The organism is uncultured Methanobrevibacter sp., from assembly GCF_947166415.1.
Lineage (GTDB): Archaea > Methanobacteriota > Methanobacteria > Methanobacteriales > Methanobacteriaceae > Methanocatella.
The window spans coordinates 14,798-34,346 of record NZ_CAMVEE010000004.1 but is presented as its reverse complement, the minus strand read 5'-3'; the positions used below and the strand labels follow the sequence as shown (position 1 = coordinate 34,346).

Annotated in this window: 21 protein-coding genes; 9 read left to right on the top strand and 12 right to left on the bottom strand. The window is 33.6% G+C overall.

Annotated features, from left to right (window positions below):
• Positions 1-21 precede the first annotated feature (21 nt).
• Both cfbA and Q0W25_RS01365 read right to left on the bottom strand, forming a co-directional pair.
• Positions 22-933: a sirohydrochlorin nickelochelatase gene (gene cfbA, locus Q0W25_RS01370; protein WP_298517948.1), complete on the bottom strand. Its 912-nt coding sequence runs from the start codon at positions 931-933 to the stop codon at positions 22-24.
• Positions 905-1,303, bottom strand: a complete 399-nt coding sequence (locus Q0W25_RS01365) for a Zn-ribbon domain-containing OB-fold protein (protein ID WP_297824711.1) — start codon at positions 1,301-1,303, stop codon at positions 905-907. The genes cfbA and Q0W25_RS01365 overlap by 29 nt, the downstream gene beginning before the upstream one ends.
• 171 nt (positions 1,304-1,474) lie before the next feature.
• Here Q0W25_RS01365 and Q0W25_RS01360 point away from each other — a divergent pair, with 171 nt between their 5' ends.
• Positions 1,475-2,404 (top strand): hypothetical protein, encoded by a 930-nt coding sequence (locus tag Q0W25_RS01360; RefSeq protein WP_298517944.1) that lies wholly within the window; start codon positions 1,475-1,477, stop codon positions 2,402-2,404.
• A 1-nt stretch (position 2,405) separates the two neighbouring features.
• Positions 2,406-3,272 (top strand): hypothetical protein, encoded by an 867-nt coding sequence (locus tag Q0W25_RS01355; RefSeq protein WP_298517941.1) that lies wholly within the window; start codon positions 2,406-2,408, stop codon positions 3,270-3,272.
• Here Q0W25_RS01355 and Q0W25_RS01350 read toward each other — a convergent pair.
• Genes Q0W25_RS01350 through Q0W25_RS01335 form a run of 4 tightly spaced genes read right to left on the bottom strand, consistent with a single transcriptional unit; the run spans position 3,269 to position 6,771 of the window.
• Complete coding sequence (locus Q0W25_RS01350; protein ID WP_298517938.1) at positions 3,269-4,540, bottom strand: magnesium transporter; 1,272 nt, start codon at positions 4,538-4,540, stop codon at positions 3,269-3,271. The two genes, Q0W25_RS01355 and Q0W25_RS01350, sit on opposite strands and share 4 nt — an antisense overlap.
• A 38-nt stretch (positions 4,541-4,578) precedes the next feature.
• Positions 4,579-5,181 carry a potassium channel family protein gene (locus Q0W25_RS01345; RefSeq protein ID WP_298517936.1) on the bottom strand — a complete coding sequence of 201 codons (603 nt, stop codon included), beginning with the start codon at positions 5,179-5,181 and terminating at the stop codon, positions 4,579-4,581.
• Positions 5,182-5,192: 11 nt separating this feature from the next.
• Positions 5,193-6,266, bottom strand: coding sequence for a precorrin-3B C(17)-methyltransferase (gene cobJ, locus Q0W25_RS01340; protein WP_298517933.1), 1,074 nt, complete (start codon positions 6,264-6,266; stop codon positions 5,193-5,195).
• Between the two features lie 7 nt (positions 6,267-6,273).
• A complete protein-coding gene (locus Q0W25_RS01335; RefSeq protein WP_298517928.1) occupies positions 6,274-6,771 on the bottom strand; it encodes a hypothetical protein in 498 nt (165 codons plus the stop codon).
• A gap of 141 nt (positions 6,772-6,912) precedes the next feature.
• On the opposite strand from Q0W25_RS01335, the gene Q0W25_RS01330 reads away from it, so the two are divergent.
• Positions 6,913-8,586: a DNA-directed DNA polymerase II small subunit gene (locus tag Q0W25_RS01330; RefSeq protein WP_298517925.1), complete on the top strand. Its 1,674-nt coding sequence runs from the start codon at positions 6,913-6,915 to the stop codon at positions 8,584-8,586.
• Between the two features lie 9 nt (positions 8,587-8,595).
• Entirely contained in the window at positions 8,596-9,177 is a 582-nt protein-coding gene (locus tag Q0W25_RS01325; protein WP_298517922.1) for a class II aldolase/adducin family protein, read from the top strand.
• Between the two features lie 2 nt (positions 9,178-9,179).
• Here the strand turns inward: Q0W25_RS01325 and Q0W25_RS01320 are convergent, their stop codons facing one another.
• Complete coding sequence (locus Q0W25_RS01320) at positions 9,180-9,344, bottom strand: ribbon-helix-helix protein, CopG family (RefSeq protein WP_297824685.1); 165 nt, start codon at positions 9,342-9,344, stop codon at positions 9,180-9,182.
• Between the two features lie 147 nt (positions 9,345-9,491).
• On the opposite strand from Q0W25_RS01320, the gene Q0W25_RS01315 reads away from it, so the two are divergent.
• The gene (locus Q0W25_RS01315; RefSeq protein WP_297824682.1) at positions 9,492-9,740 is read left to right on the top strand and encodes a UPF0147 family protein; all 249 of its coding nucleotides are present in this window, start codon (positions 9,492-9,494) and stop codon (positions 9,738-9,740) included.
• Between the two features lie 21 nt (positions 9,741-9,761).
• Here the strand turns inward: Q0W25_RS01315 and Q0W25_RS01310 are convergent, their stop codons facing one another.
• Together Q0W25_RS01310 and Q0W25_RS01305 are read right to left on the bottom strand one after the other, a co-directional pair.
• A complete protein-coding gene (locus Q0W25_RS01310; RefSeq protein WP_298517919.1) occupies positions 9,762-10,775 on the bottom strand; it encodes a cobalt-precorrin 5A hydrolase in 1,014 nt (337 codons plus the stop codon).
• Positions 10,772-11,713 carry a cobalamin biosynthesis protein gene (locus Q0W25_RS01305; protein WP_298517916.1) on the bottom strand — a complete coding sequence of 314 codons (942 nt, stop codon included), beginning with the start codon at positions 11,711-11,713 and terminating at the stop codon, positions 10,772-10,774. The genes Q0W25_RS01310 and Q0W25_RS01305 overlap by 4 nt, the downstream gene beginning before the upstream one ends.
• A gap of 158 nt (positions 11,714-11,871) precedes the next feature.
• On the opposite strand from Q0W25_RS01305, the gene Q0W25_RS01300 reads away from it, so the two are divergent.
• Both Q0W25_RS01300 and Q0W25_RS01295 read left to right on the top strand, forming a co-directional pair.
• Positions 11,872-12,354: a DUF2299 domain-containing protein gene (locus Q0W25_RS01300; RefSeq protein WP_298517913.1), complete on the top strand. Its 483-nt coding sequence runs from the start codon at positions 11,872-11,874 to the stop codon at positions 12,352-12,354.
• Between the two features lie 649 nt (positions 12,355-13,003).
• A complete protein-coding gene (locus Q0W25_RS01295; protein ID WP_297824671.1) occupies positions 13,004-14,170 on the top strand; it encodes a Cdc6/Cdc18 family protein in 1,167 nt (388 codons plus the stop codon).
• On the opposite strand, the gene pyrB is transcribed toward Q0W25_RS01295, so the two are convergent.
• Together pyrB and hisG are read right to left on the bottom strand one after the other, a co-directional pair.
• Complete coding sequence (pyrB, locus tag Q0W25_RS01290; RefSeq protein WP_297824668.1) at positions 14,163-15,098, bottom strand: aspartate carbamoyltransferase; 936 nt, start codon at positions 15,096-15,098, stop codon at positions 14,163-14,165. The genes Q0W25_RS01295 and pyrB overlap by 8 nt on opposite strands.
• A gap of 25 nt (positions 15,099-15,123) precedes the next feature.
• The gene (hisG, locus tag Q0W25_RS01285; protein ID WP_298517908.1) at positions 15,124-15,984 is read right to left on the bottom strand and encodes an ATP phosphoribosyltransferase; all 861 of its coding nucleotides are present in this window, start codon (positions 15,982-15,984) and stop codon (positions 15,124-15,126) included.
• 239 nt (positions 15,985-16,223) lie between these two features.
• Between hisG and Q0W25_RS01280 the strand changes: the two genes are divergently transcribed.
• Both Q0W25_RS01280 and Q0W25_RS01275 read left to right on the top strand, forming a co-directional pair.
• On the top strand, positions 16,224-16,430 hold the full coding sequence (locus Q0W25_RS01280; protein ID WP_297824663.1) for a histone family protein: 207 nt from the start codon (positions 16,224-16,226) through the stop codon (positions 16,428-16,430).
• Positions 16,431-16,470: 40 nt separating this feature from the next.
• Positions 16,471-17,775 (top strand): amidohydrolase family protein, encoded by a 1,305-nt coding sequence (locus Q0W25_RS01275; RefSeq protein ID WP_297824661.1) that lies wholly within the window; start codon positions 16,471-16,473, stop codon positions 17,773-17,775.
• On the opposite strand, the gene tfrA is transcribed toward Q0W25_RS01275, so the two are convergent.
• Complete coding sequence (tfrA, locus tag Q0W25_RS01270; protein ID WP_298517903.1) at positions 17,768-19,411, bottom strand: fumarate reductase (CoM/CoB) subunit TfrA; 1,644 nt, start codon at positions 19,409-19,411, stop codon at positions 17,768-17,770. The genes Q0W25_RS01275 and tfrA overlap by 8 nt on opposite strands.
• Between the last annotated feature and the right edge of the window lie 138 nt (positions 19,412-19,549).

Here is a 19,549-nt window from a genome sequence, read left to right as displayed (position 1 = left end):
TCAAAAAAATATATGAAAAATCTATAATTTTTCATCTGTCATTTTAGCTAAAATATCAATCAATATATCGTCGGCCTTAATAGGCTCCGGATAAAGAATTTCTCCGTCAAAGTCCACAGGAGTCAAGTCATGGACATGGTCATGGTCCCCATGGTCATGTGAATGAGAATGTTCATGCTCATGCTCTTCTAAAAATCCTAGGATGTGCGGAATGTCATGAGTGGTATGCATTCCAGGAGCAATGAATACAGGTATGACCACCAATCTGTCAATGTCATTTTCATCCGCCAATTTATTGATGGATTCCGGGATGCTTGGACCGCATAACTCCATAAATCCAAAACTGGATGGTACATCACAAGTCTTTTCAAATTTATTATATAATGCGGTTGCAAATTCCTTATTGTAATTCAATCTGGAACCGTGGGTTACAAGCAAAATTCCTGTTTTTGCATCTTCATCCAATTCGGACTCGGCCAAAGCTTCATTGATTCTCTTGTCAATAATATCCAAAAGTTCATCTCTTGGACCAATTGAAGATAATAACTCAATTTCGCCATCAAAATCAACGTCTTCGGCAATTGATAAATAATGTTCAGGCGGATAATTTCCATCAGGACATCTTGGATCAACTTCCAAAGGTTCAAGACCTAATAAAGTTGGAATATCAATATTTGTATGAATTCCAGGAGCTAAAAATACAGGAAGGGCGATTATTCTATTTAAATCGTCAACTTCATCCTTTAATATTTCAACTGCTCCAGCTATTGTAGGTTCTGAAACCTTCATGTAGCCTATTTCAGCTGGAAGGCCTGTTTTTTTGATAAATTTTTCTTTAATTTCAGTGAAAACCTCTTCTGCGAAAGGTAAAGTACTTCCGTGGCTCACTAAAATTACGGCGGTATTATTTGATAACTTTGAACTTGTATCCATAGGAGATTACTCCATCCTCTCCGTCTTCTCTGATTTTTCTAAATACCATTTCTACATCGTCACCGATTTCAATATCTTCAACATCACAATCGACTAATTGTGAAGTTAATTTTGCACCTTCTTCGAGTTCAATGACAGCTACAGCATAAGGAGCTGCTTTTTTGAAATCATCAGGAGCAGACCTAATAATTGAAAAAGTGTGAATTTTTCCTTTTCCACTGAATTGGAAAGGTTCGAGGTTTCCTTTTCTCCTACAATTAGGACAAACTACACGAGATGGGAAGAATAATTCTCCACAGGTAGTACATTTAGAACCTATGAGATTGTATCTTTGTTGTATATGACGCCATGTTCTTACAGTATCTGACATGTAAATCCTCCATATATATTCAATATGTATAATTTCTAATCAATAATATAAATAAGTATTTTTTTTATTACTGATTTCAATGATTTCGGGTTAAAGTATTACTTTTTTGTGTAAAATCATAAAGTCGCACTTAAGTAAAAAACTTATAAATTTCAAGTGAATTTCTATATTATGAAATTAGACTCTAAAGGTAATATAATAGCTGGAAGTTTAGCAATATTGATTATATCATTATTAATTGTCTTCATTTTTGTTTTTACAAGCATGAATTACATTGAAAATGAAAATATCGAATCCAATGGAAATAATTATTTCAAGTTTATAGTTGATGACTATACAAATAATCTAGAAGTACTTCAAAGGGAAGCTATTGAGGAGGCACAGGACAAGGTCTTCGAAAGCTTTCGCCTGATTGACAGCGAAGATCAAATAAAAAAGAACATGGATAAAAGATTGGATGAAAAGAATGAGGAATATGCTCAAAAATATGGAGTTAATATAACGTCTGAGACATTGTCTGTCGAAAGTGGCCCAAGTCCATGGAAAGTTCTCTTCAAGGTCAGATTATCTATTGAAAAGGATAAAAACCGATTCAATAAAGTTATAGAAAAGAACACATCTATTGAAGGCTTGAAAGACCCGCTGCCTCCTGCCATACTAACCGGAGGTTCGGGAATAAGCTATTATAAGGATAAGATATACTACCTTCACTCTCTATCAAGGTACCTTTGGATGCATGGGCTGGAATCCCCGGAATCCTACCTTTTTGCAACAGCTCCCTTGACAATCAAAAAATGTCCATATGACCCTTACACCCATCACGGCGATCCGGATGTATTGGAAGACTGCCTGGAAAAGGGTTATTTTCACGAAAGTGCAGATGGAAGCTGTTACCTATGCAGGCTAGAAGGAAAAGGTAAATGTGAGCATTACGGAATGGAAGTCTTCATCCAAACGCATACGCCGCTTACAAACGAAACCTTATCATGTTCGGACCATGTGGTTTATCATGACCATTATAATGCCAAAAAAATAAATGAAACAGACTTTGACAGTTTGATTTTAGACGATTCTCACAGAAGGAAGTACGGACTGATGTAAAATGGACAGAAAAGGAAACATGACAATTGAATTGGGTTTGATTCTGGTAATCATTCTTTTGATAACAGGAATAATTCTTTCATTCACTGAAATGGCCAATGAAAAAATCGTTAAGCAGGAAGAAATGGAACATGGCGAAACTCTGATTGAAAGAACAGCTGAGAATCTAATAAACACTCCAGGAAATCCGGATGATTGGGAAAAATATGCCAAAGGAACACCCGGCCTTGCAATTATAAATGAGGAAGATACAATAATTCCAAACAGCATTTCCTATTTTAAATTGATTGCATTAAAAAACAACTATAACAAACTAGTCGATGAAAAGCTATTCAATTCGAAAATAAAAACTTCTATGGAACTGATTCCGCAGGAGAGTGTTATTTCAAGTGTAAAAATAGGTCATGAAGATGAAGGAAAAAATGTGTTTTCAACCAACAGGCTTGTAATATGCGACTTCTATAAAAAATATGTCATCAAAGACTTTAAAAGTAAAGGGAAATGCAATCATAATCATAAACAGGATTTGAATAGTTGTAATTACTTCAAAACATTTAAGGGAAATTTAAAATACTGCGATTATTATCTGATAGCTGATGAGGATGAAGTCTATAATCTGGAATACATGGTTGATACTACTAAAATGCTGAAGCATGAAGGCTGGCAAACTATGACTTCAGAAAAAATTTACCTGAATGACAAATTTGACTTTTATGGTGATAAAGACGCAATAGTCTTTGTGCACCTAAACAAAAAAAATCCGAAAGCGGTTATAATATCCATCCCTAAGGATTTTGATAAAAACAATTTAAAGTATGATTACTTTAGGGCCAATGAATGCAAATTCATTTTTAAAGGATGGTACTAAACCACAACACCCAAAATAATCAGGGACATTGAAATCAAAATCAAACTTGAAATCGAATCTGTTATGCTTGTTGAAATCGGAATAACAATGTTGTCCGGATCTAGATTTCTATTATATGATGAAATTGAAACATAATAGACTAAAAATACCATTATTGTTACCAAAATAAGCCCAGAAGAGGTACTTATTTCAATGATTTTATCAAATCCTACCCCTGCTGTCTTGAAGATGATAGATGAAGCTTCAGCCAATATTCCAATGAATGGGAATACGATTATTGACAGAATCCAGCAGATTATGAAATTATGTACCGTGTTTCCTTCAGGCTTTCTGGTTGGTTCGACCAGACCGGAGTGGAGACCTGAAGACAATCTTGCACCCAAAATACTTATTAAGCTTCCGCTTTCTCCTGAAAACAGAGGTAGAAGTGTAAGCAAACTAGGGTTTGTAAGCAAAGTCTCGACCGCACTGTTTAAAATTCCTCCTGCAGAACATCCTAAAAAGGAACATAAAAGCAAAACGGGAGTGGACTGTTTCAAGATGGTTTTGGTTTCATATGACAGGTTATAGCAATGAACGAATGTGACAGCTACAACAACCAAAATAATGAAAAGCACGGAATCTTTCAAAATCCAATTTATGTTTAACTCATTTAAAATAAAAATTGACAATATAATTGCCGGTAGAGTGAACAAATCCCCGAATGCCGCAATGATTGGACTTGTAATGTTGTCCGGATCCCAGCCGTTTTGGAAACTCTTAAATGACACTACCATTGTTATCGGAAGCATAATCAGATTTGAAATAATTCCTGCAATTACACAAATCAATATAAAGTCTATTAAGGACATTGAAGGATAATGCAATAACAGGCACATCAATTTGGCAACTATTCCTAAAAACAATGACAGGACAAGTGTAAGTACAAAAGAAGAAAATATGTTATGGTTCAATTCTTCTGACAGCTCGAATTTTGGAGATATTATACCAATGTGCAAATTGGTAGATAATCTTGATGCAAAGGAACTAAAAATATTTCCCCTCATTCCTATGGCACCAGGAATGATAACCAAAAGGCCTGGAAAAGTTTCAAGGAAAAATGTCATTTTACCTAAAATAATTCCTGCAATCAAATCTCCGATAGCGCAGATTAAAAGTGCAATCAAACCTTCCTTAATGGTAGATTTATGAATTTTGAAAAATTCAGAAATAGTTGAAACTACAGATAGTGAAGTTCGAATCTTCTTCATTGGACTTTGGTCCTTCATATTTATCACTACCCATAATTTTCATTTTATCACTCTACTCAGTTAAGTTCTTCTTCCAGTTCGTCTGGAATATCTTCAAGAGAACAAGTTCCTGCAGCCAATTTCTCCAATAAATCAGCACCGGCTTCTGTTCCTTTTAAAATTAATGTATCCTTTGCCAACAATGTGGTATTTTTATCAGGCCCATAAATCCATGATGAACCTCTTCTAATAGCTATAACTCTCATTCCGGTACGATTTACCAAAAGCAAATCTCCTAATGTATTATTAGCTAAATCTGATTTTTCGTCTATAACAACTCTGACAATACTTTTATCGGATTCTTCCATCACCATCTTGAATACTGGGTGTGGCTTGAAACCTGTGATTACCAAATCAGCTAAATCTTTAGCTGCATTTGCAATACTTTCAGCAGCTTCTGCAATCTCAAGCAATGCAGTCAATTTTTCTGCATCCTCATAAGAGCGAGCTGCAACTAACGATTCTTTTTTGATTTCATAATTCATGGAATTGACTTCATTTTCTAAAGCTATGACCTCTTCAGCTGCCGCTTTACTGTTAAACAATATAGCTGAATAAGCCAAGTCAACCATGAGTTCTGATAGATTTTTCATTTCAATTAAAAGATTTTTGATTGACAATTCAAATTCCCCTAAAGATCATTTGGATTATTTTTTAATAAGCATGCTCTTCTAAGTTTCAATAAAGTTTTTTTCTTTTTCTTTAAGTCTTCGACTTCATTAACGATGTTTTCAAAAGGTTCCCTTAAACATTCAACTGCCTGTTTTTCATGTAGCCAGTGGCATTCCTTACAGTTCCAAACGTTCTTGCCTTTAATCCATTCCCCACCGGTTGAAGAGTCTCCGCAAGGATAGAACGGACAATAGCAGAAATCGCAATACTGGCCGTCAAAATGACATGGATAAAACTCACAGTCCCTGTTAGGCCCATGTGAAACTTCGCCGTTTAAAAATTTTTCATAATGATTTTGTGATAACTCATGAATATTTGACCTTATGACATATCCTCTAGGTGTTATAAGATTACCGTCTTGGACATAAGTCAGGTCATTTCCGACAATCAGAGTACAGGACATGTTTACAATGTCTTCGGTTAAATCCTTAACTTTTACAATTGTTTTCTTTGCAGGTTCATATGTGCTGTCTATAATTCCGATTAATGCGTCTTCGCCTTTGATTTCTGTGACGCATTGCTTGAATCTGTTGAAAGGTTCCTTTCTTGTTTTGCTTAACGGATTATAAATGGCAACTATCAAATTAGCTTCAAGTGCATATCTCAATTTCTTCTCTATTTCAGATAAAGGAGTTAAAATATTGCTTAAGCTAATCGCTGCAAAATCATTCAATGGAGCTCCAAGTTTGCTTGATGCATAATTTAGGGCTGATACGCCTGGATAAACCTTGATTTCAACGCCTTCATATTTGCTGACAATCTGATATACCACATTTGCCATTCCAAATACGCCAGGATCTCCAGAACTAATCAATGAAACTGTCTGGCCATCTAAACTTTTTTGAATAGCCATTTCTGCTCTGGCTATTTCATCGCCCATCCCTTTTTTTATAATTTCCTTATCAGAAATCAAATCGCTTATCTGGTCTACGTACTTCTTATATCCAATTATCACGTCTGATTCTTTAATAGCCTTCAGGGCTCCCAAAGTCATGTTTTCTCTATTTTGACCAATACCAATAACATTAATCATTTTATCACTAATACAATTTTAAAACAGAATTTATAACCAACTTATCGTCGTCTACCATCAGTCCTGTATCCTTATAACTAGCAACTCCTTTTGCAATAATCTTATATGAAGGGGTTTGGCTAATTACAATTTGGCCTGAAGTTGATTTCGGAGAATCATAACCCAATGCTTCAATTGTAACTGTAAAATTTTTATTGTCTTTATCCTCATATGTAGTCACATTCATTGAATCAACGTTAATCCCATCAACTTTAGACAGTGTCTGCATCTTAAGTGCAACATCCTTCTTGTTTGAGATATTAACTGGAGTCGGATCTTTAATCAAAACTTCATTAACATTTTCAGGACTAAAAATTCCAGTAACTTTTGATATTTGCATGTCCACTATATTATGAACGTTAGGCGCTTCAGCTGTTACGATAGTGTATGAACTGATAAGGCCAATTTCAAAGAATATAATAAACAATACAATTATTAAAATAATTCTAAGTACCTTGCTTGCCATGTTATCACAATCATGAAAAATTATTATAATATAATACTTTAAATTCTATTTTTAATATATAATAAATATAACTAATAAAAACCAATATTCGAAATTAAAATTCTCAAAGTTTATTAATATAGAAAATTAAAATTCTAAATAATGTCAACTAACAAAATTCTATTAAAATTTGCAAAAAAAGGAATTAACCTATCACCTGAAGCATATAATAAAGTCATTAATGCAGAAAATCCTGTAGATTTTGCATCTTCATTAATAGTTAAATTAAAAGGTGATAACTTCTCATCAAAGGATTTAGTCTCTGTTAGTGGAAAAACCATTGATGAAATTATGGGAATAAAAACAAAAGAAGAACCTAAAGAAATCCCATTCATCAAAACTGATGAGAAAAAAGCAGAATCACCTGATGAAAAAAAACCTGGTGAAGAAAAGCCTGAAATCCAAACACCACCTAAAAATGAAACTGCTTCTATTGATAGCTTAAAGAAGGAAACTGATGAAAAGGAAAAGCACATCAACGAAACAATTTTAGAAGCTTCACAAACCGTTAAAGATGAAAAAATTCAATTCAAAAGAAATCTGGAAAAATCAAATGTTGAATATGACTTTAAAATTATTCAGGATACAAGCAAAAAGTCATATACTAGTGGCGAGCTTGAAAACTTAATTTCCTATTTCCAGAGCAGATATGAAAAATTACATAATATCCTATCCAAAAGGCCAGAGCTCAGAACCACTATAAAAGTTGCAGATATTGATGATATGCAGGACAACCTAAGCATGATCTTGATGGTTAGGGAAATCAGGTCCAGCAAAAACGGCCATAAGATTGTCGAATTTGAAGATGATACCGGAAACATTTCCATCTTGTTCTCACAAAAAAATGAGGAACTGTTCAAAAAGGCTGAAAGGCTAGTTAGAGATGAGGTTGTGGGTGTCATTGCAAACAAAAGTAACGATAGAGGATTTGCATTTGGCCAGGACATCATCCATCCGGATGTGTTAAGCGTTCCGGAAAAGGAAATGGACTTTGGAATTGTATTCCTATCAGATGTGCACATAGGAAGCTTGACATTCCTGGAAGACGCTTTCTCACGATTTATAAGTTGGATAAACTGTGAATTCGGAACTGAAGAACAAAGAAGAGTAGCTGAAGATGTCAAATATCTCATCATTGGAGGAGATATCGTAGATGGAATAGGCGTTTATCCTAACCAAGAAAAGGAACTTGCAATCAAAGACATTACAGAACAATATAACGAAGCTGCTAAGTTTTTAGGAAACATAAGAAGCGACATCAAAATCATTATCGCTCCCGGAAACCACGACGCATCAAGAGTTGCTGAACCGCAGCCAGCAGTGCCTGAAGAATATGCAAAATCATTGTATGAATTGGATAATGTTGAATTCATCTCAAATCCGGGTTTGGTCTCACTTGATGGAATCAATGTTCTCATCTACCACGGACGTAGTTTTGATGATCTGGTAATGGCCGTCAAGGATTTCTCTCACGAAAGAAACGATATATTAATGGAAGAATTGCTTAAAAAAAGACATTTAGCACCTATTTATGGTGAAAGAACCCCATTAGCTTCAGAACTTGAAGATTATTTAGTCATTGATGAAGTGCCGGATGTTTTCCATACCGGGCACGTCCACATTAACACATACAGAAGATATAAGGGAATCCACTTGATTAACTCAGGTACTTTCCAGACTCAGACAGAGTTCCAGAAAATTTACAATATTGAACCGACTCCTGCTGAAGTTCCTGTTCTTCATAAGGGAAAATACAAACACTTCAAATTTATTTAGAGGTATATAATGAAAAAAAATATAGCTGAAATTATTGGCATTTCTAATGAAATTTATGACAAAGGACTTGTTTCCGGAAAATCTGGAAACATTAGCGCAAGATTTAAAGGTGAAAATGGAGATATCATCGCCATTACTCCTACATTGAAATCATTGTCCAATTTACATGAAGAGGATATCGTGTTGGTTGACATGACCGGCAATGTCCTAACAAGAGGAGTCCCATCTTCCGAAGTGAATATGCATATTGAAATCTATAAAAAAAGACCGGACGTTAACGGAATAGTCCATACCCATTCACCTTATGCTACAGGATTTGCTCATTCAACAAAGAGAATCAGAAGACTGGAAGGATTTGGAGCAATAAAATCAGAATATATGGCTGAAATCGAATATGAAAAACCTGGCAGTGATGAACTTGCTAAAAGTGCTAGTGAAGGCCTTGGAAATGAAGATGTATTAATCCTCAAAAAGCATGGTGTTGTTTGCGTTGCCGATAGTTTAAAAGAAGCTGAACTGTTAGCAATATTTGTTGAAGAAAGTGCAAAAACACAGTTCATTACATATATGTTAAATTCAGCTGAAGATTGAAATTAATCTTCTGAGCTAAATTTGGTTTGAGTTCTTTTTTCGTAACCTTCTTCTATCATTTTAATGATTAATCCTGATAGAGAAGTTTCTTCATCAATAGCCATTTTCTTTAATTCTTTTTTTAAGTCTACAGGTAAATTTATAGTAGTTTTGCTTACATCTGACATGATATAATTTCATTATTTTATAAAATATAAACCTTACTATATAAAAAATTAATTCGATTTACCAAAAACTATTTAAATAAACTTTTAGATATATAGAATATAATATAATTATTACTTATTTTAAAATCATTTTGGGAGGGGTTAATTATGAGTAATCAAACTATTAACGAAGTATCAGAAATACTTGAATACATTATGGATAATAATACTGTGCCTCGTAACATTAGAGAAGCTGCAAGTCAATCTAATGACCTTTTAAAAGATGAGGAACAAGATTTATCCGTGAGAATTAGTACTGTTCTCACTAAATTAGATGAAATCAGTAATGATCCAAATATCCCAGTTCATGCAAGAACTTTAATTTGGGAAGTTTTATCAAAATTAGAATCTATCTAATTTTACTTTTTTTTATTTATATTATTTTGAAATAGCGACAGCTATCGTAACGCCATTGTATGATGTCTTTTTATATATCAGCTTAGAATCAAATCCTGCAGTTATCAATGCTGAAGGTTCACAGACGCCATAAATTCCAAATTTTGATTTTACGAATTCGGATTTCTGAATGTCTTTTGATTCAAACATTTTCATTCTTTCCAAATCAACAAAATTGATTGGTATGCCCATTTTATCTGAAATTTCAAGCAATCCAATTTCATCCTTTTTAATTTCTGCAGATGAAAACATGTCTATTCTTGACAAAGGCAAGTTCAAATCATCAAATGACTTGTTTATACCATCATGAATTTTTACACATTCCTTTCCGCGTCTACATCCGATTCCTACCACAAGTTTGCGCTTCTTTAAGGTTATTTCATGTCCATCAACTTCGGCAAATATTTCATCTGGGCTTATTTTTGATGAATATGATATTGAGATGTTAATTTTAAGAGCATTTTCATTTAGATAATCATACAAGTAGTCAAAATTAGCGTTTGGATTGACTGTGAATGATATTTCCTTTCCATCAAGAACAGCCTTATTGAAATACAATATTTCATTTGTATTGTCAATTTCAAAATAAAGGTTCCTTGCAATAACATCTATTCCCAATTTTTTATTCACATCTGTTGAAGTTGTGATTACAGGTGTTGCATCAATCAGCTCAGCAACTTTCTGAGTTAAGCTATTGGCGCCGCCCAAATGTCCGGATAATGTGGATATTACAAAATTGCCGTTATCATCAATGTTTAAAACGGCAGGATCTGATGTTTTTGATTCGACAAGTGGAGCAATGGACCTGATTAATATTCCTGAAGCCATTATTGCTATTATTGCATCATATTCATAAAACAAAATCGGAAAAATTTTCTTGACATTTTTATGAAACAAATCATTCTTGATTATTGTAGAATCCTGATCTAATTTTTCCTTTAATTTCAAGGATAATTCGTAACCCTGATCTGAAACTGAAATGATAGCTATTTTCATAATATCACTTTAAATATAATTAACAATAATAGAATTGTGGCTGTAAACAGCATTATTGTATACTTTGACAGCTTTACAGCATTTTCTATGTCATTGGTTTCTATGGTTTTATTTTCATCTCCAAGAATATAAGTATCTTTTTTTATAAGTTGGATATTCAGTGCTCCTGCAGTTGATGCCATGGTATATCCTGAATTAGGACTTGGACAGTTTCTGGCATCTCTCTTCATTATTCTGTAGCTGTTTTTCCAATCCAACTTAAGCAGACATGCTGACAGTACCACATATAAACCAGATATTCTTGCAGGAATGTAATTCAGGATGTCATCTATCTTGGCAGGGAAAAAACCTATATCCTTCAATTCATCGGTTTCATATCCAACCATTGCGTCCATGGTATTGGACAGTCTATACAACAATGGAATCAGCAATAAAAAGTATAATGCATTATTGACTGGATAAATCATTATAATTAAAGTAAAAATAAAATAGTAAAAAATTGGAGCGACATATGAATCAGTGATGTTTTCTGTCAGACTTTCTATTGTTGCTGATACGATAAAGCTCTCTGTCAGCTCATCAGTGCTTCTGCTAACCAGGTATGATACGGATTCCCTTGCCTTATCCAAACTTGTTTTCAAGTCATTTTCAACATCGATGGCTGTCTGTAGAAGCATATTTATCGAAAATGAACTTGACAATAACACAGAAAATATAATGAACAGTAATATGACATTTAACATTCCAATTGCGTAGAACACATAGACAATTATGCTGACTGCAGATGCAGTGAAGATAATCAATAGCAAACCGGACAGCTTGTTTTTTATTTTGATAAAAACATTCTTGAAAAAGCCGATAATAGATCCCATTATGACAACAGGATGAACAGCTGTCGGAAGCTCTCCAAATACCATATCAATAACGATTGAAACCAATAATGATAATATAATAAATAAAAATAAATTTAATGAATTGTTGTTTGTTATTTGTGTAAAAATAATATCATTAAATAATTTATTATATTCAATCATAGTTTATAATATATATAATAAAAAAATATATAATTTATTATAAAATTTTTAATGATGATATTATGACTGTCGAAGAAAAAGTTAAAGATTGGTTAGTCGATGAAGGAATGTTCAGAGATAAGAAAATTGAAGATAATGCTGAATTTCATTACGTTATTGAATTCCCAAATGATAACATTATGGATGTAGTAAAACCAAAAGGAAAAGATTGTATCATTGTCGGATGCGCTACTCAGGTAGCACCGGAACATATTGAACTTATGGTTTCTTCCACACCTGAAAACAGAAGAAGCTTCCTTTTTGATTTGCAGTTTGGAATTAATCGTTATTTTGTTGATTTTGATTTGAATGTCAATCAGGATCTATTACAGCAATTCATCCTCACTGATGTAATCTATGAAGATGGATTAACCAAAAACGAATTAATTAGAACAATAAAACGTGTTTTTAAAGCTAAACTACACTGCATAATGTTAATTGACAAAAAATTTGGTAGTATATCTAAAAAAGACGATTCTTCCAATGAAAACAGCATGTTTGTTTAGAGAGGGAGAGGTCTGTTTCAAGTATAACCCTTACGAGGGTCTTCTAAGATTGAAGAGGTGCATTTCATCTGTAAACACTTGAAATCTATCTTTTCAATTTGCTCTTTATTTTTATTTTAAACGATAATTAATTATTTATTTATTATTTATTTATCCAATAGACTATTTTTCATAGACTTTACACTTGAAATACATGTCTTGAAAATTGCCTGGCGGACAAAATTGTATACACTTGCAATGCATCCCTCTCACTCTTTTCAATTTTCCATCATTTCATATGATTTCAAGCTCAGATACGCCTTATTTTCAAGGTTTTTTCATAGATTTTACACTTGAAATTGTTATTTTATATTTGAAATAGTACCATTTCATATTTTTATTCAATATTTCAAAATACCAATTTGTTTTCAAATCCAGTCATAATAATTCTTTAATAAATTATTTTAAATAATATTGGCTGTTTATATCCTAATTTAAGAAATATCGCTCAATTAATCTAATCGAAATTTTCGATTTTTATTAACTTTATTGCAAATTTGTAATAAAAACCTTTATTTATGATGGTGATTAATAATGTATCACTGGAAATACTACTACAGTTTTTTTCTAATTTTTACTTAATTTTATTACAAAATTTTGCGGTGTTCATATGTCAAACATATTCGATAAAATAGAATCAGAAACAACCACAAGTAAAAATATATTCAAAAATAAGATTCCTTTAGATCACAGATATTTACCTAACAAATTAGTTCACAGGGAAGAACAAATCACTGATATCGCTAAAATTTGGGTTGATGCATTAAATGAAGTAACACCTTCAAATGTTACCCTTTATGGAAAGACAGGAACCGGAAAAACTGCAGCTTCAAAATTTGCTAGTGAACAACTTAAGGATGCTGCTTCAAACAAGAAGGTTCGTGTAGAAGTTGAATATATTAGATGTACAGATTATACTACTGAATATCAGGTCATTGCTCAATTATGCCAACAGCTTGGAAGGGATGTTCCAAATAGGGGTTGGACAAAAGGTGAAATTGTAAATACCTTCAGAGACATTCTAAGCAAAAGGGATGTTTTCGGTAGAAAAATAACATTGATTGTCATTTTAGATGAAATCGACATTCTGCTTGATAAGGATGGCGACGGTATCTTATACACATTGACCAGAACAGACAATGTCTCTGTTCTTTCAATCAGTAACTATCTCGATTTCAAGAATCTGATCAAGTCCAGAGTGACCAGCAGTTTAAACGATAAGGAAATTGTATTCCCTCCTTATGGTGCAGATCAATTATCAGATATTTTATCCGAAAGGGCTAAATTGGCATTTTATGATGATGTTTTGGATGATGATGTCATTCCTTTATGTTCTGCCATGGCTGCAAAAGAAGAGGGTGATGCTAGATACGCCTTAGATTTACTTAAGAATGCAGGTGAATTGGCTTATGATGATGATTCTGAAAAGGTTACAGGCGAACATGTAAGAAAAGCGAAGGATAGAATAGAATTCAATAAAGTGACTGAAATTATCCAGACTTTACCTTTACAACAGCAAAGGCTTCTTGAAGCGATTTTGAACTTAACAAAAAATAATGAGGAAATCACTTCAGGAAAACTATATGAAGAATATCAGTCAATATCCAAAAAAGATGCAGTTACCTACAGAAGGATTTTTGATTTTATAAATGAGCTTGAACTTTTGGGTATCATTTCTACAAACACAATTTCACGTGGCCGTGGAAAAGGAAGAACAAATATAATCAAACTCCAATGTGATGAAGAATTGCTTGAAACAACCCTTTTCTCTATTTAGGGTTGTTTTTTATCAATGTTTTTAAAATTGCCATTCTAACTGGAACTGCATTAAACGCTTGAATGAAATACTTATTGTATTTTGTATCATCGACGTCAGTGTCAATTTCATCAATTCTAGGTAAAGGATGCATTACTATAACATCTTTGCCTTCAAGCATTTTTTTATTTATAATATAAGCTCCTTTTATTTTTAAATAGTCGTCAATATCTCCAAAGCGCTCTTTTTGTATCCTGGTTACATACAGCACATCAACGTCATCAATAATACTTTCTATGTTATTCACTTCTTCGTAGACGACATTTGTCTTGTCCAGGTCGTGAAGTACTTCCTGAGGCATCTTGAGCTCTGGAGGGGATACGAGATAGATTTTAACGTTATCATATAAACATAATGCGTTTGATAGTGAATGGACGGTACGTCCAAATTTCAAATCTCCAATTAAAGCTATTTTCAGGTTATCTATAGATCCGATTTCCTTTTTTATTGTGTATAAGTCAAGCAAGGTCTGTGTTGGGTGTTGTCCGGCACCATCACCCGCATTGATTACAGGAACGTCAACGATATCTGATATGAATTTTGAAACTCCTTCAAGTTCGTGTCTTATTACCAGTGCATCGCTGTATCCTTCAAACATTTTTGCGGTATCGGCTATGCTTTCACCTTTTGAAACGGAACTGGATCCGCTGCTTTCAAAACCGATGCAGTTTCCATCCAATCTTTTCATGGCTGTTTCAAAAGAGAGTCTGGTCCTGGTTGATGGTTCAAAAAACATCAATCCTAATATTTTTCCTTTCAATTCATCAGAATTTTCTTTTGATTTAGCGATATCTTCTAGCTTAGATGCTTCATCAAGAATGTAGTCCACATCTTCCCTTTCAAAGTCTTTTATTGAAATTATGTTTTTTAGTTTAAAAATTCTAACCAACCCTTTTTATTTGATGCCAAGTAAATTAAATAATCCTTTCAATCGGCACAACCAGAATATCTTTTGCGCCTGCTATTCTTAATTTGTTAATAAGTTCAAAAACTTCATCTTCATCAATCACTGCCTGAGCCGCAACGGTTTCATCTTCAGACAATACATCTGATATTGTCAGTCCACCCATTGATGGCATGACTTCTTTTACACAGTCCAGATCCTTTGTCTTCACGTTCATCATCAAAAGCTTTTTACGGGAAGCTTCCAATACTCCCTTTATGCTTGTGCTTACGGATTCGATTAATTCTTTTTTGCTTTCCATGCTTTCATTGTTTGCCACAAGCACAATTGAACTTTTCAATAAAGTATCAACAATCTCCAAATGGTTCATCTTTAGAGTTGTTCCGGTACTTGTCAAATCTGTAATCAAATCTGCAACTCCTATAAATGGGGCTGCTTCAGTGGATCCGCTCAATTTGACGACCTTAAGGTTTAGATTGTTTTCAGCCAGATACTTTTTTGTTAATGTTGGAAATTCAGTAGCGACAGTCATCTCGTCGGTAATGTCTGCGACTGATTTTATGTTTGAATCTTCGGGAGCTGCTAAAACCAGGTTTGTTTTTCCGAATTTCAAGTCAAGCAGCTGGACAACGTCAGCTTCGTTTTCTTCAATCAGGTCTATTCCTGTTATTCCAATATCAGCTATTCCATCTTGAACAAATTCAGGAATATCTGATGCTCTTGCAAATAAAACATCAATATCTTTATTAAAAGTTTTAGAAATTAATTTACGGCTTTCTCTATCTTTTAATCCTAATCCTGCCTTTTCCAATAAGTTTATTGAAGGTTCACTAATTCTTCCCTTTGAAGGAACAGCTATTTTAATTTTCATCGTAATCTTTCCAATTTTTCTATTTTAATATTAATAAATCTTTTTATTTAATACTATTTTTTTCAATTAATATTATTTATCATATTATTTCTTAATAATTTTTTATATTTCTCCTTATTTTTTAATTTTATCGTCATTTTAAGGGAAATATTTAAATATTAAGTCGTGTTATATTATATCTAACTTAAGATTAACACTTATTCTTAAGTTTTTAATAAAAATTTAATGAGGTGAAAATTATGTCTGAAATACCAAAAGCTCCTATCGCTAGAATCATCAAAGAAGCTGGCGCAGAAAGAGTTAGCGAAGACGCAAAAGCAGAATTAGCTGCTTACGTTGAAGAAGTTGCTCGTGATGTTGCTATTGAAGCTAACAAAGTAGCAAAAATCGCAAAACGTAAAACTGTTAAAGCTGACGATATTAAATTAGCTATTAAAAACTTATAGATAAGTTTTTAACCTTTTTTTATTTTTTTTAGGTGTTATTATGTCATATAATACTATTTTAATCAAGAACGCATTTATTTTAGATCCAATTAATTTTGAAGAAAAAAGACAATCTCTTTTAATTAAAAACGATTTGATTGCTGAAATTTCAGAAGAGATTGATGAAACCAATGTTGATAAAATTATCGATGCTACAGGAATGATATTACTTCCTGGATTAATTAATACTCATACTCATTTATCCATGACCTTATTTAGGGGATTAGCAGATGATTTAAGTTTAGACAGCTGGCTGAATGATCATATCTGGCCTATGGAAGCTAATCTAAATGGTGATTATTGTTATATTGGCGCCCTTTTAGGGGCAGTTGAACTTATTAAGTCAGGAACAACAACATTCAGCGACATGTATTTCTACATGGAGGATGTCGCCCGTGCAGTTGATGAGGCAGGAATCCGTGCAGTTCTATCATACGGTATGATTGATTTTGGCGTTGCCGAAAAAAGAGAAGCTGAAATCAAGGAAAATCTTGAATTGTTTAAAAACTGCAATGGAATGGCTGATGGCAGAATCAAAGTATTTTTCGGACCTCATTCCCCATACACAGCTTCTGAGGAACTGCTGATTAAAGTTCGTGAATTGGCCGATGAATACAACATGGGAATTCACATTCATGTATCAGAAACACAAAAGGAAATCAATGACAGTCTGGAAGAAAAAGGATTAAGGCCATTTGAATATTTGGATAAAATAGGCTTTTTGGGTCCTGATGTTGTTGCAGCTCATTGCGTATGGCTTAATGACAATGAAATTGAAATCATTAAGAAAAATAATGTCAAGGTTTCCCACAACCCATGCAGTAACATGAAATTGGCTTCTGGAATCGCTCCAGTTTCAAAATTAATCGAAAATGACATTTGTGTAGCCATAGGAACTGATGGTGCATCTTCAAATAACAATTTGGATTTGATTGAAGAGTTGAAAACCGCCAGTTTACTTCAAAAGGTTTCTACCTTGGATCCTAAGGTTTTGACTTCCGATGAAGCTATAGCAATGGGTACCATAAAAGGCGCTGAAGCTTTGGGAATCGATGACGAAGTAGGTTCAATCGAAGTCGGCAAAAAGGCTGATATTATTTTGATTGATACCAACTGTGCAAATATGGTTCCGGACAGTTCAAGTTTAAGCTCCAACATTATTTACTCTGCAAACGGTTCAAATGTTGATACAACCATCTGCAATGGTAAAATATTGATGGAAAATAAAAAATTAGTTGTCCTGGACGAACAGGAAATTTATGAAAAAGCTAGAAAAGCAATAAAAGAATTAAAAGAAGCTATCTAGCTTCAAATTCTATTTTTTCTTTATTTATAACAATGCTCTTTTTCCATTCATCCAGTGTTTCTGGGAAATCAGACCTGTAATGTGCTCCTCTGCTCTCTCTTCGTATGATTGCAGATTTGACTATCAAAATGCAGATTTCAACCATATTTATTACTTCAAGAGCAGTTACTAGTTCTGTGTTATATTGCTTTTTATAACTTACATCCAGGTTCTTCAGGTCTTTTTGCATTTCAAGCAATTCTTTCAATGCATCGTTCAATGTTTTTTCTTCTCTTACGATTGCAACTTTTTCCCACATTAGGCTTTTGATTTTATTTTTGAACTCTTGTGGTTTTATTGAACCCTTTTTAATTAGTTTTTCTATTCTTGAAGCTTCTTTTTCAACTTGGATTTCGTTTGTTTTAAGTTCGGTGTTTTCACATGCCTTTGATGCGCTTTCACCGGCAATTTTTCCGAATACTTGAGTATCGGCCAAAGCATTGCCGCCTAAACGGTTTGCTCCATGAACTCCACCGCATACTTCTCCTGCTCCAAATAGGTTTTCAAGAGATGTTGATGCATCTGGATTGATTTTTAAACCACCCATAAAGTGATGCGCTGTCGGAGCTACTTCAATCGGCCCATGTTTGATATCGACACCCACATTTTCAAATTGGAGAACCATTGTTTCGAGCTTTTCATCAATGTAATCATCGTCTAAGTGTGAAATGTCAAGGTAGACTCCTCCGTTTTCAGTTCCCCTTCCTTCAATAATCTCCTGATAAATTGATCGGGCAACAACATCACGGGTTGACAATTCCATTTTTTCAGGTGAATATTTGCTCATGAATCTTTCGCCATCTTTATTTATGAGTTTTCCGCCTTCAGCTCTAACTGCTTCAGTCACCAATACTCCTTTTTTGGATTCTGGTGTCACCATTCCAGTAGGGTGGAATTGTACCTGTTCCATGTCAACCAAATTAGCTCCAGCTCTATAAGCTATAGCGTAACCGTCACCATTTTTTTGGAAAGTGTTTGAAGTTACAGGGTATAATTGACCAGCACCTCCGCTGGCCAATATAACAGATTTTGCTTGGAAATAAATTAAACTGGAATCTTTTAAATCGAAACCACACGCCCCTATTACTTGTGTGCCTTCTGTTACAAGGGATGTTATCATCACTTCCTCAATACATTCAATATCTCTTTTAATGATTTCCTCTTTAAGTGCATTTAGTAATTCTGCACCTGTTCTATCTCCTTGATAACATGTTCTTCTAAAAGACTGCCCACCAAATGGTCTTTGGTCTATTTCACCGGATTCCTGACGGTCGAATAATGCTCCATAATTTTCCAGATCAATCAATCTTTTTGGAGATTCATTTACTAATATATCGACAAGTTTTTCGTCGTTCAAATAGCTTCCACCTTTTAGTGTATCAAATCTATGGGCTTCTATTGAATCTTCCTTATCCACTGCTTTAAAAACAGCATTATATCCGCCTTCAGCCATTCCAGTACAGCCAGACCTGAATGAAAGGCCTTTTGAGACTATGATAGGTTTTAAACCAGCATTATCCACTTCTATAGCTGCTCTAGAACCAGCCCCTCCAGATCCTATTATTAACACATCTGATGAGATAGTTTTTATTTCCATTTCTTTTACCCTGTAATAATTTTATTAGTAATATTTACTTTATTCTTCAATGTTTAAAAAATTTTTTAAAATGTCCTTCTTTAACTATTTAAATTAAAAAATCAATAAATTATAGTGTTCAATATAATTCTTTGAATT

Coding starts and splice junctions, on each gene's coding strand:
- Q0W25_RS01315 (WP_297824682.1), top strand. CDS start 9,492: ATGAGTAATCAAACTATTAACGAAGTATCAGAAATACTTGAATACATT.
- cobJ (WP_298517933.1), bottom strand. CDS start 6,266: ATGATTAATGTTATTGGTATTGGTCAAAATAGAGAAAACATGACTTTG.
- Q0W25_RS01310 (WP_298517919.1), bottom strand. CDS start 10,775: ATGAAAATAGCTATCATTTCAGTTTCAGATCAGGGTTACGAATTATCC.
- Q0W25_RS01280 (WP_297824663.1), top strand. CDS start 16,224: ATGTCTGAAATACCAAAAGCTCCTATCGCTAGAATCATCAAAGAAGCT.
- Q0W25_RS01330 (WP_298517925.1), top strand. CDS start 6,913: ATGTCAACTAACAAAATTCTATTAAAATTTGCAAAAAAAGGAATTAAC.
- hisG (WP_298517908.1), bottom strand. CDS start 15,984: ATGAAAATTAAAATAGCTGTTCCTTCAAAGGGAAGAATTAGTGAACCT.
- Q0W25_RS01350 (WP_298517938.1), bottom strand. CDS start 4,540: ATGAAGGACCAAAGTCCAATGAAGAAGATTCGAACTTCACTATCTGTA.
- Q0W25_RS01360 (WP_298517944.1), top strand. CDS start 1,475: ATGAAATTAGACTCTAAAGGTAATATAATAGCTGGAAGTTTAGCAATA.
- Q0W25_RS01325 (WP_298517922.1), top strand. CDS start 8,596: ATGAAAAAAAATATAGCTGAAATTATTGGCATTTCTAATGAAATTTAT.
- Q0W25_RS01335 (WP_298517928.1), bottom strand. CDS start 6,771: ATGGCAAGCAAGGTACTTAGAATTATTTTAATAATTGTATTGTTTATT.
- cfbA (WP_298517948.1), bottom strand. CDS start 933: ATGGATACAAGTTCAAAGTTATCAAATAATACCGCCGTAATTTTAGTG.
- tfrA (WP_298517903.1), bottom strand. CDS start 19,411: ATGGAAATAAAAACTATCTCATCAGATGTGTTAATAATAGGATCTGGA.
- Q0W25_RS01300 (WP_298517913.1), top strand. CDS start 11,872: ATGACTGTCGAAGAAAAAGTTAAAGATTGGTTAGTCGATGAAGGAATG.
- Q0W25_RS01295 (WP_297824671.1), top strand. CDS start 13,004: ATGTCAAACATATTCGATAAAATAGAATCAGAAACAACCACAAGTAAA.
- Q0W25_RS01275 (WP_297824661.1), top strand. CDS start 16,471: ATGTCATATAATACTATTTTAATCAAGAACGCATTTATTTTAGATCCA.
- Q0W25_RS01365 (WP_297824711.1), bottom strand. CDS start 1,303: ATGTCAGATACTGTAAGAACATGGCGTCATATACAACAAAGATACAAT.
- Q0W25_RS01355 (WP_298517941.1), top strand. CDS start 2,406: ATGGACAGAAAAGGAAACATGACAATTGAATTGGGTTTGATTCTGGTA.
- Q0W25_RS01320 (WP_297824685.1), bottom strand. CDS start 9,344: ATGTCAGATGTAAGCAAAACTACTATAAATTTACCTGTAGACTTAAAA.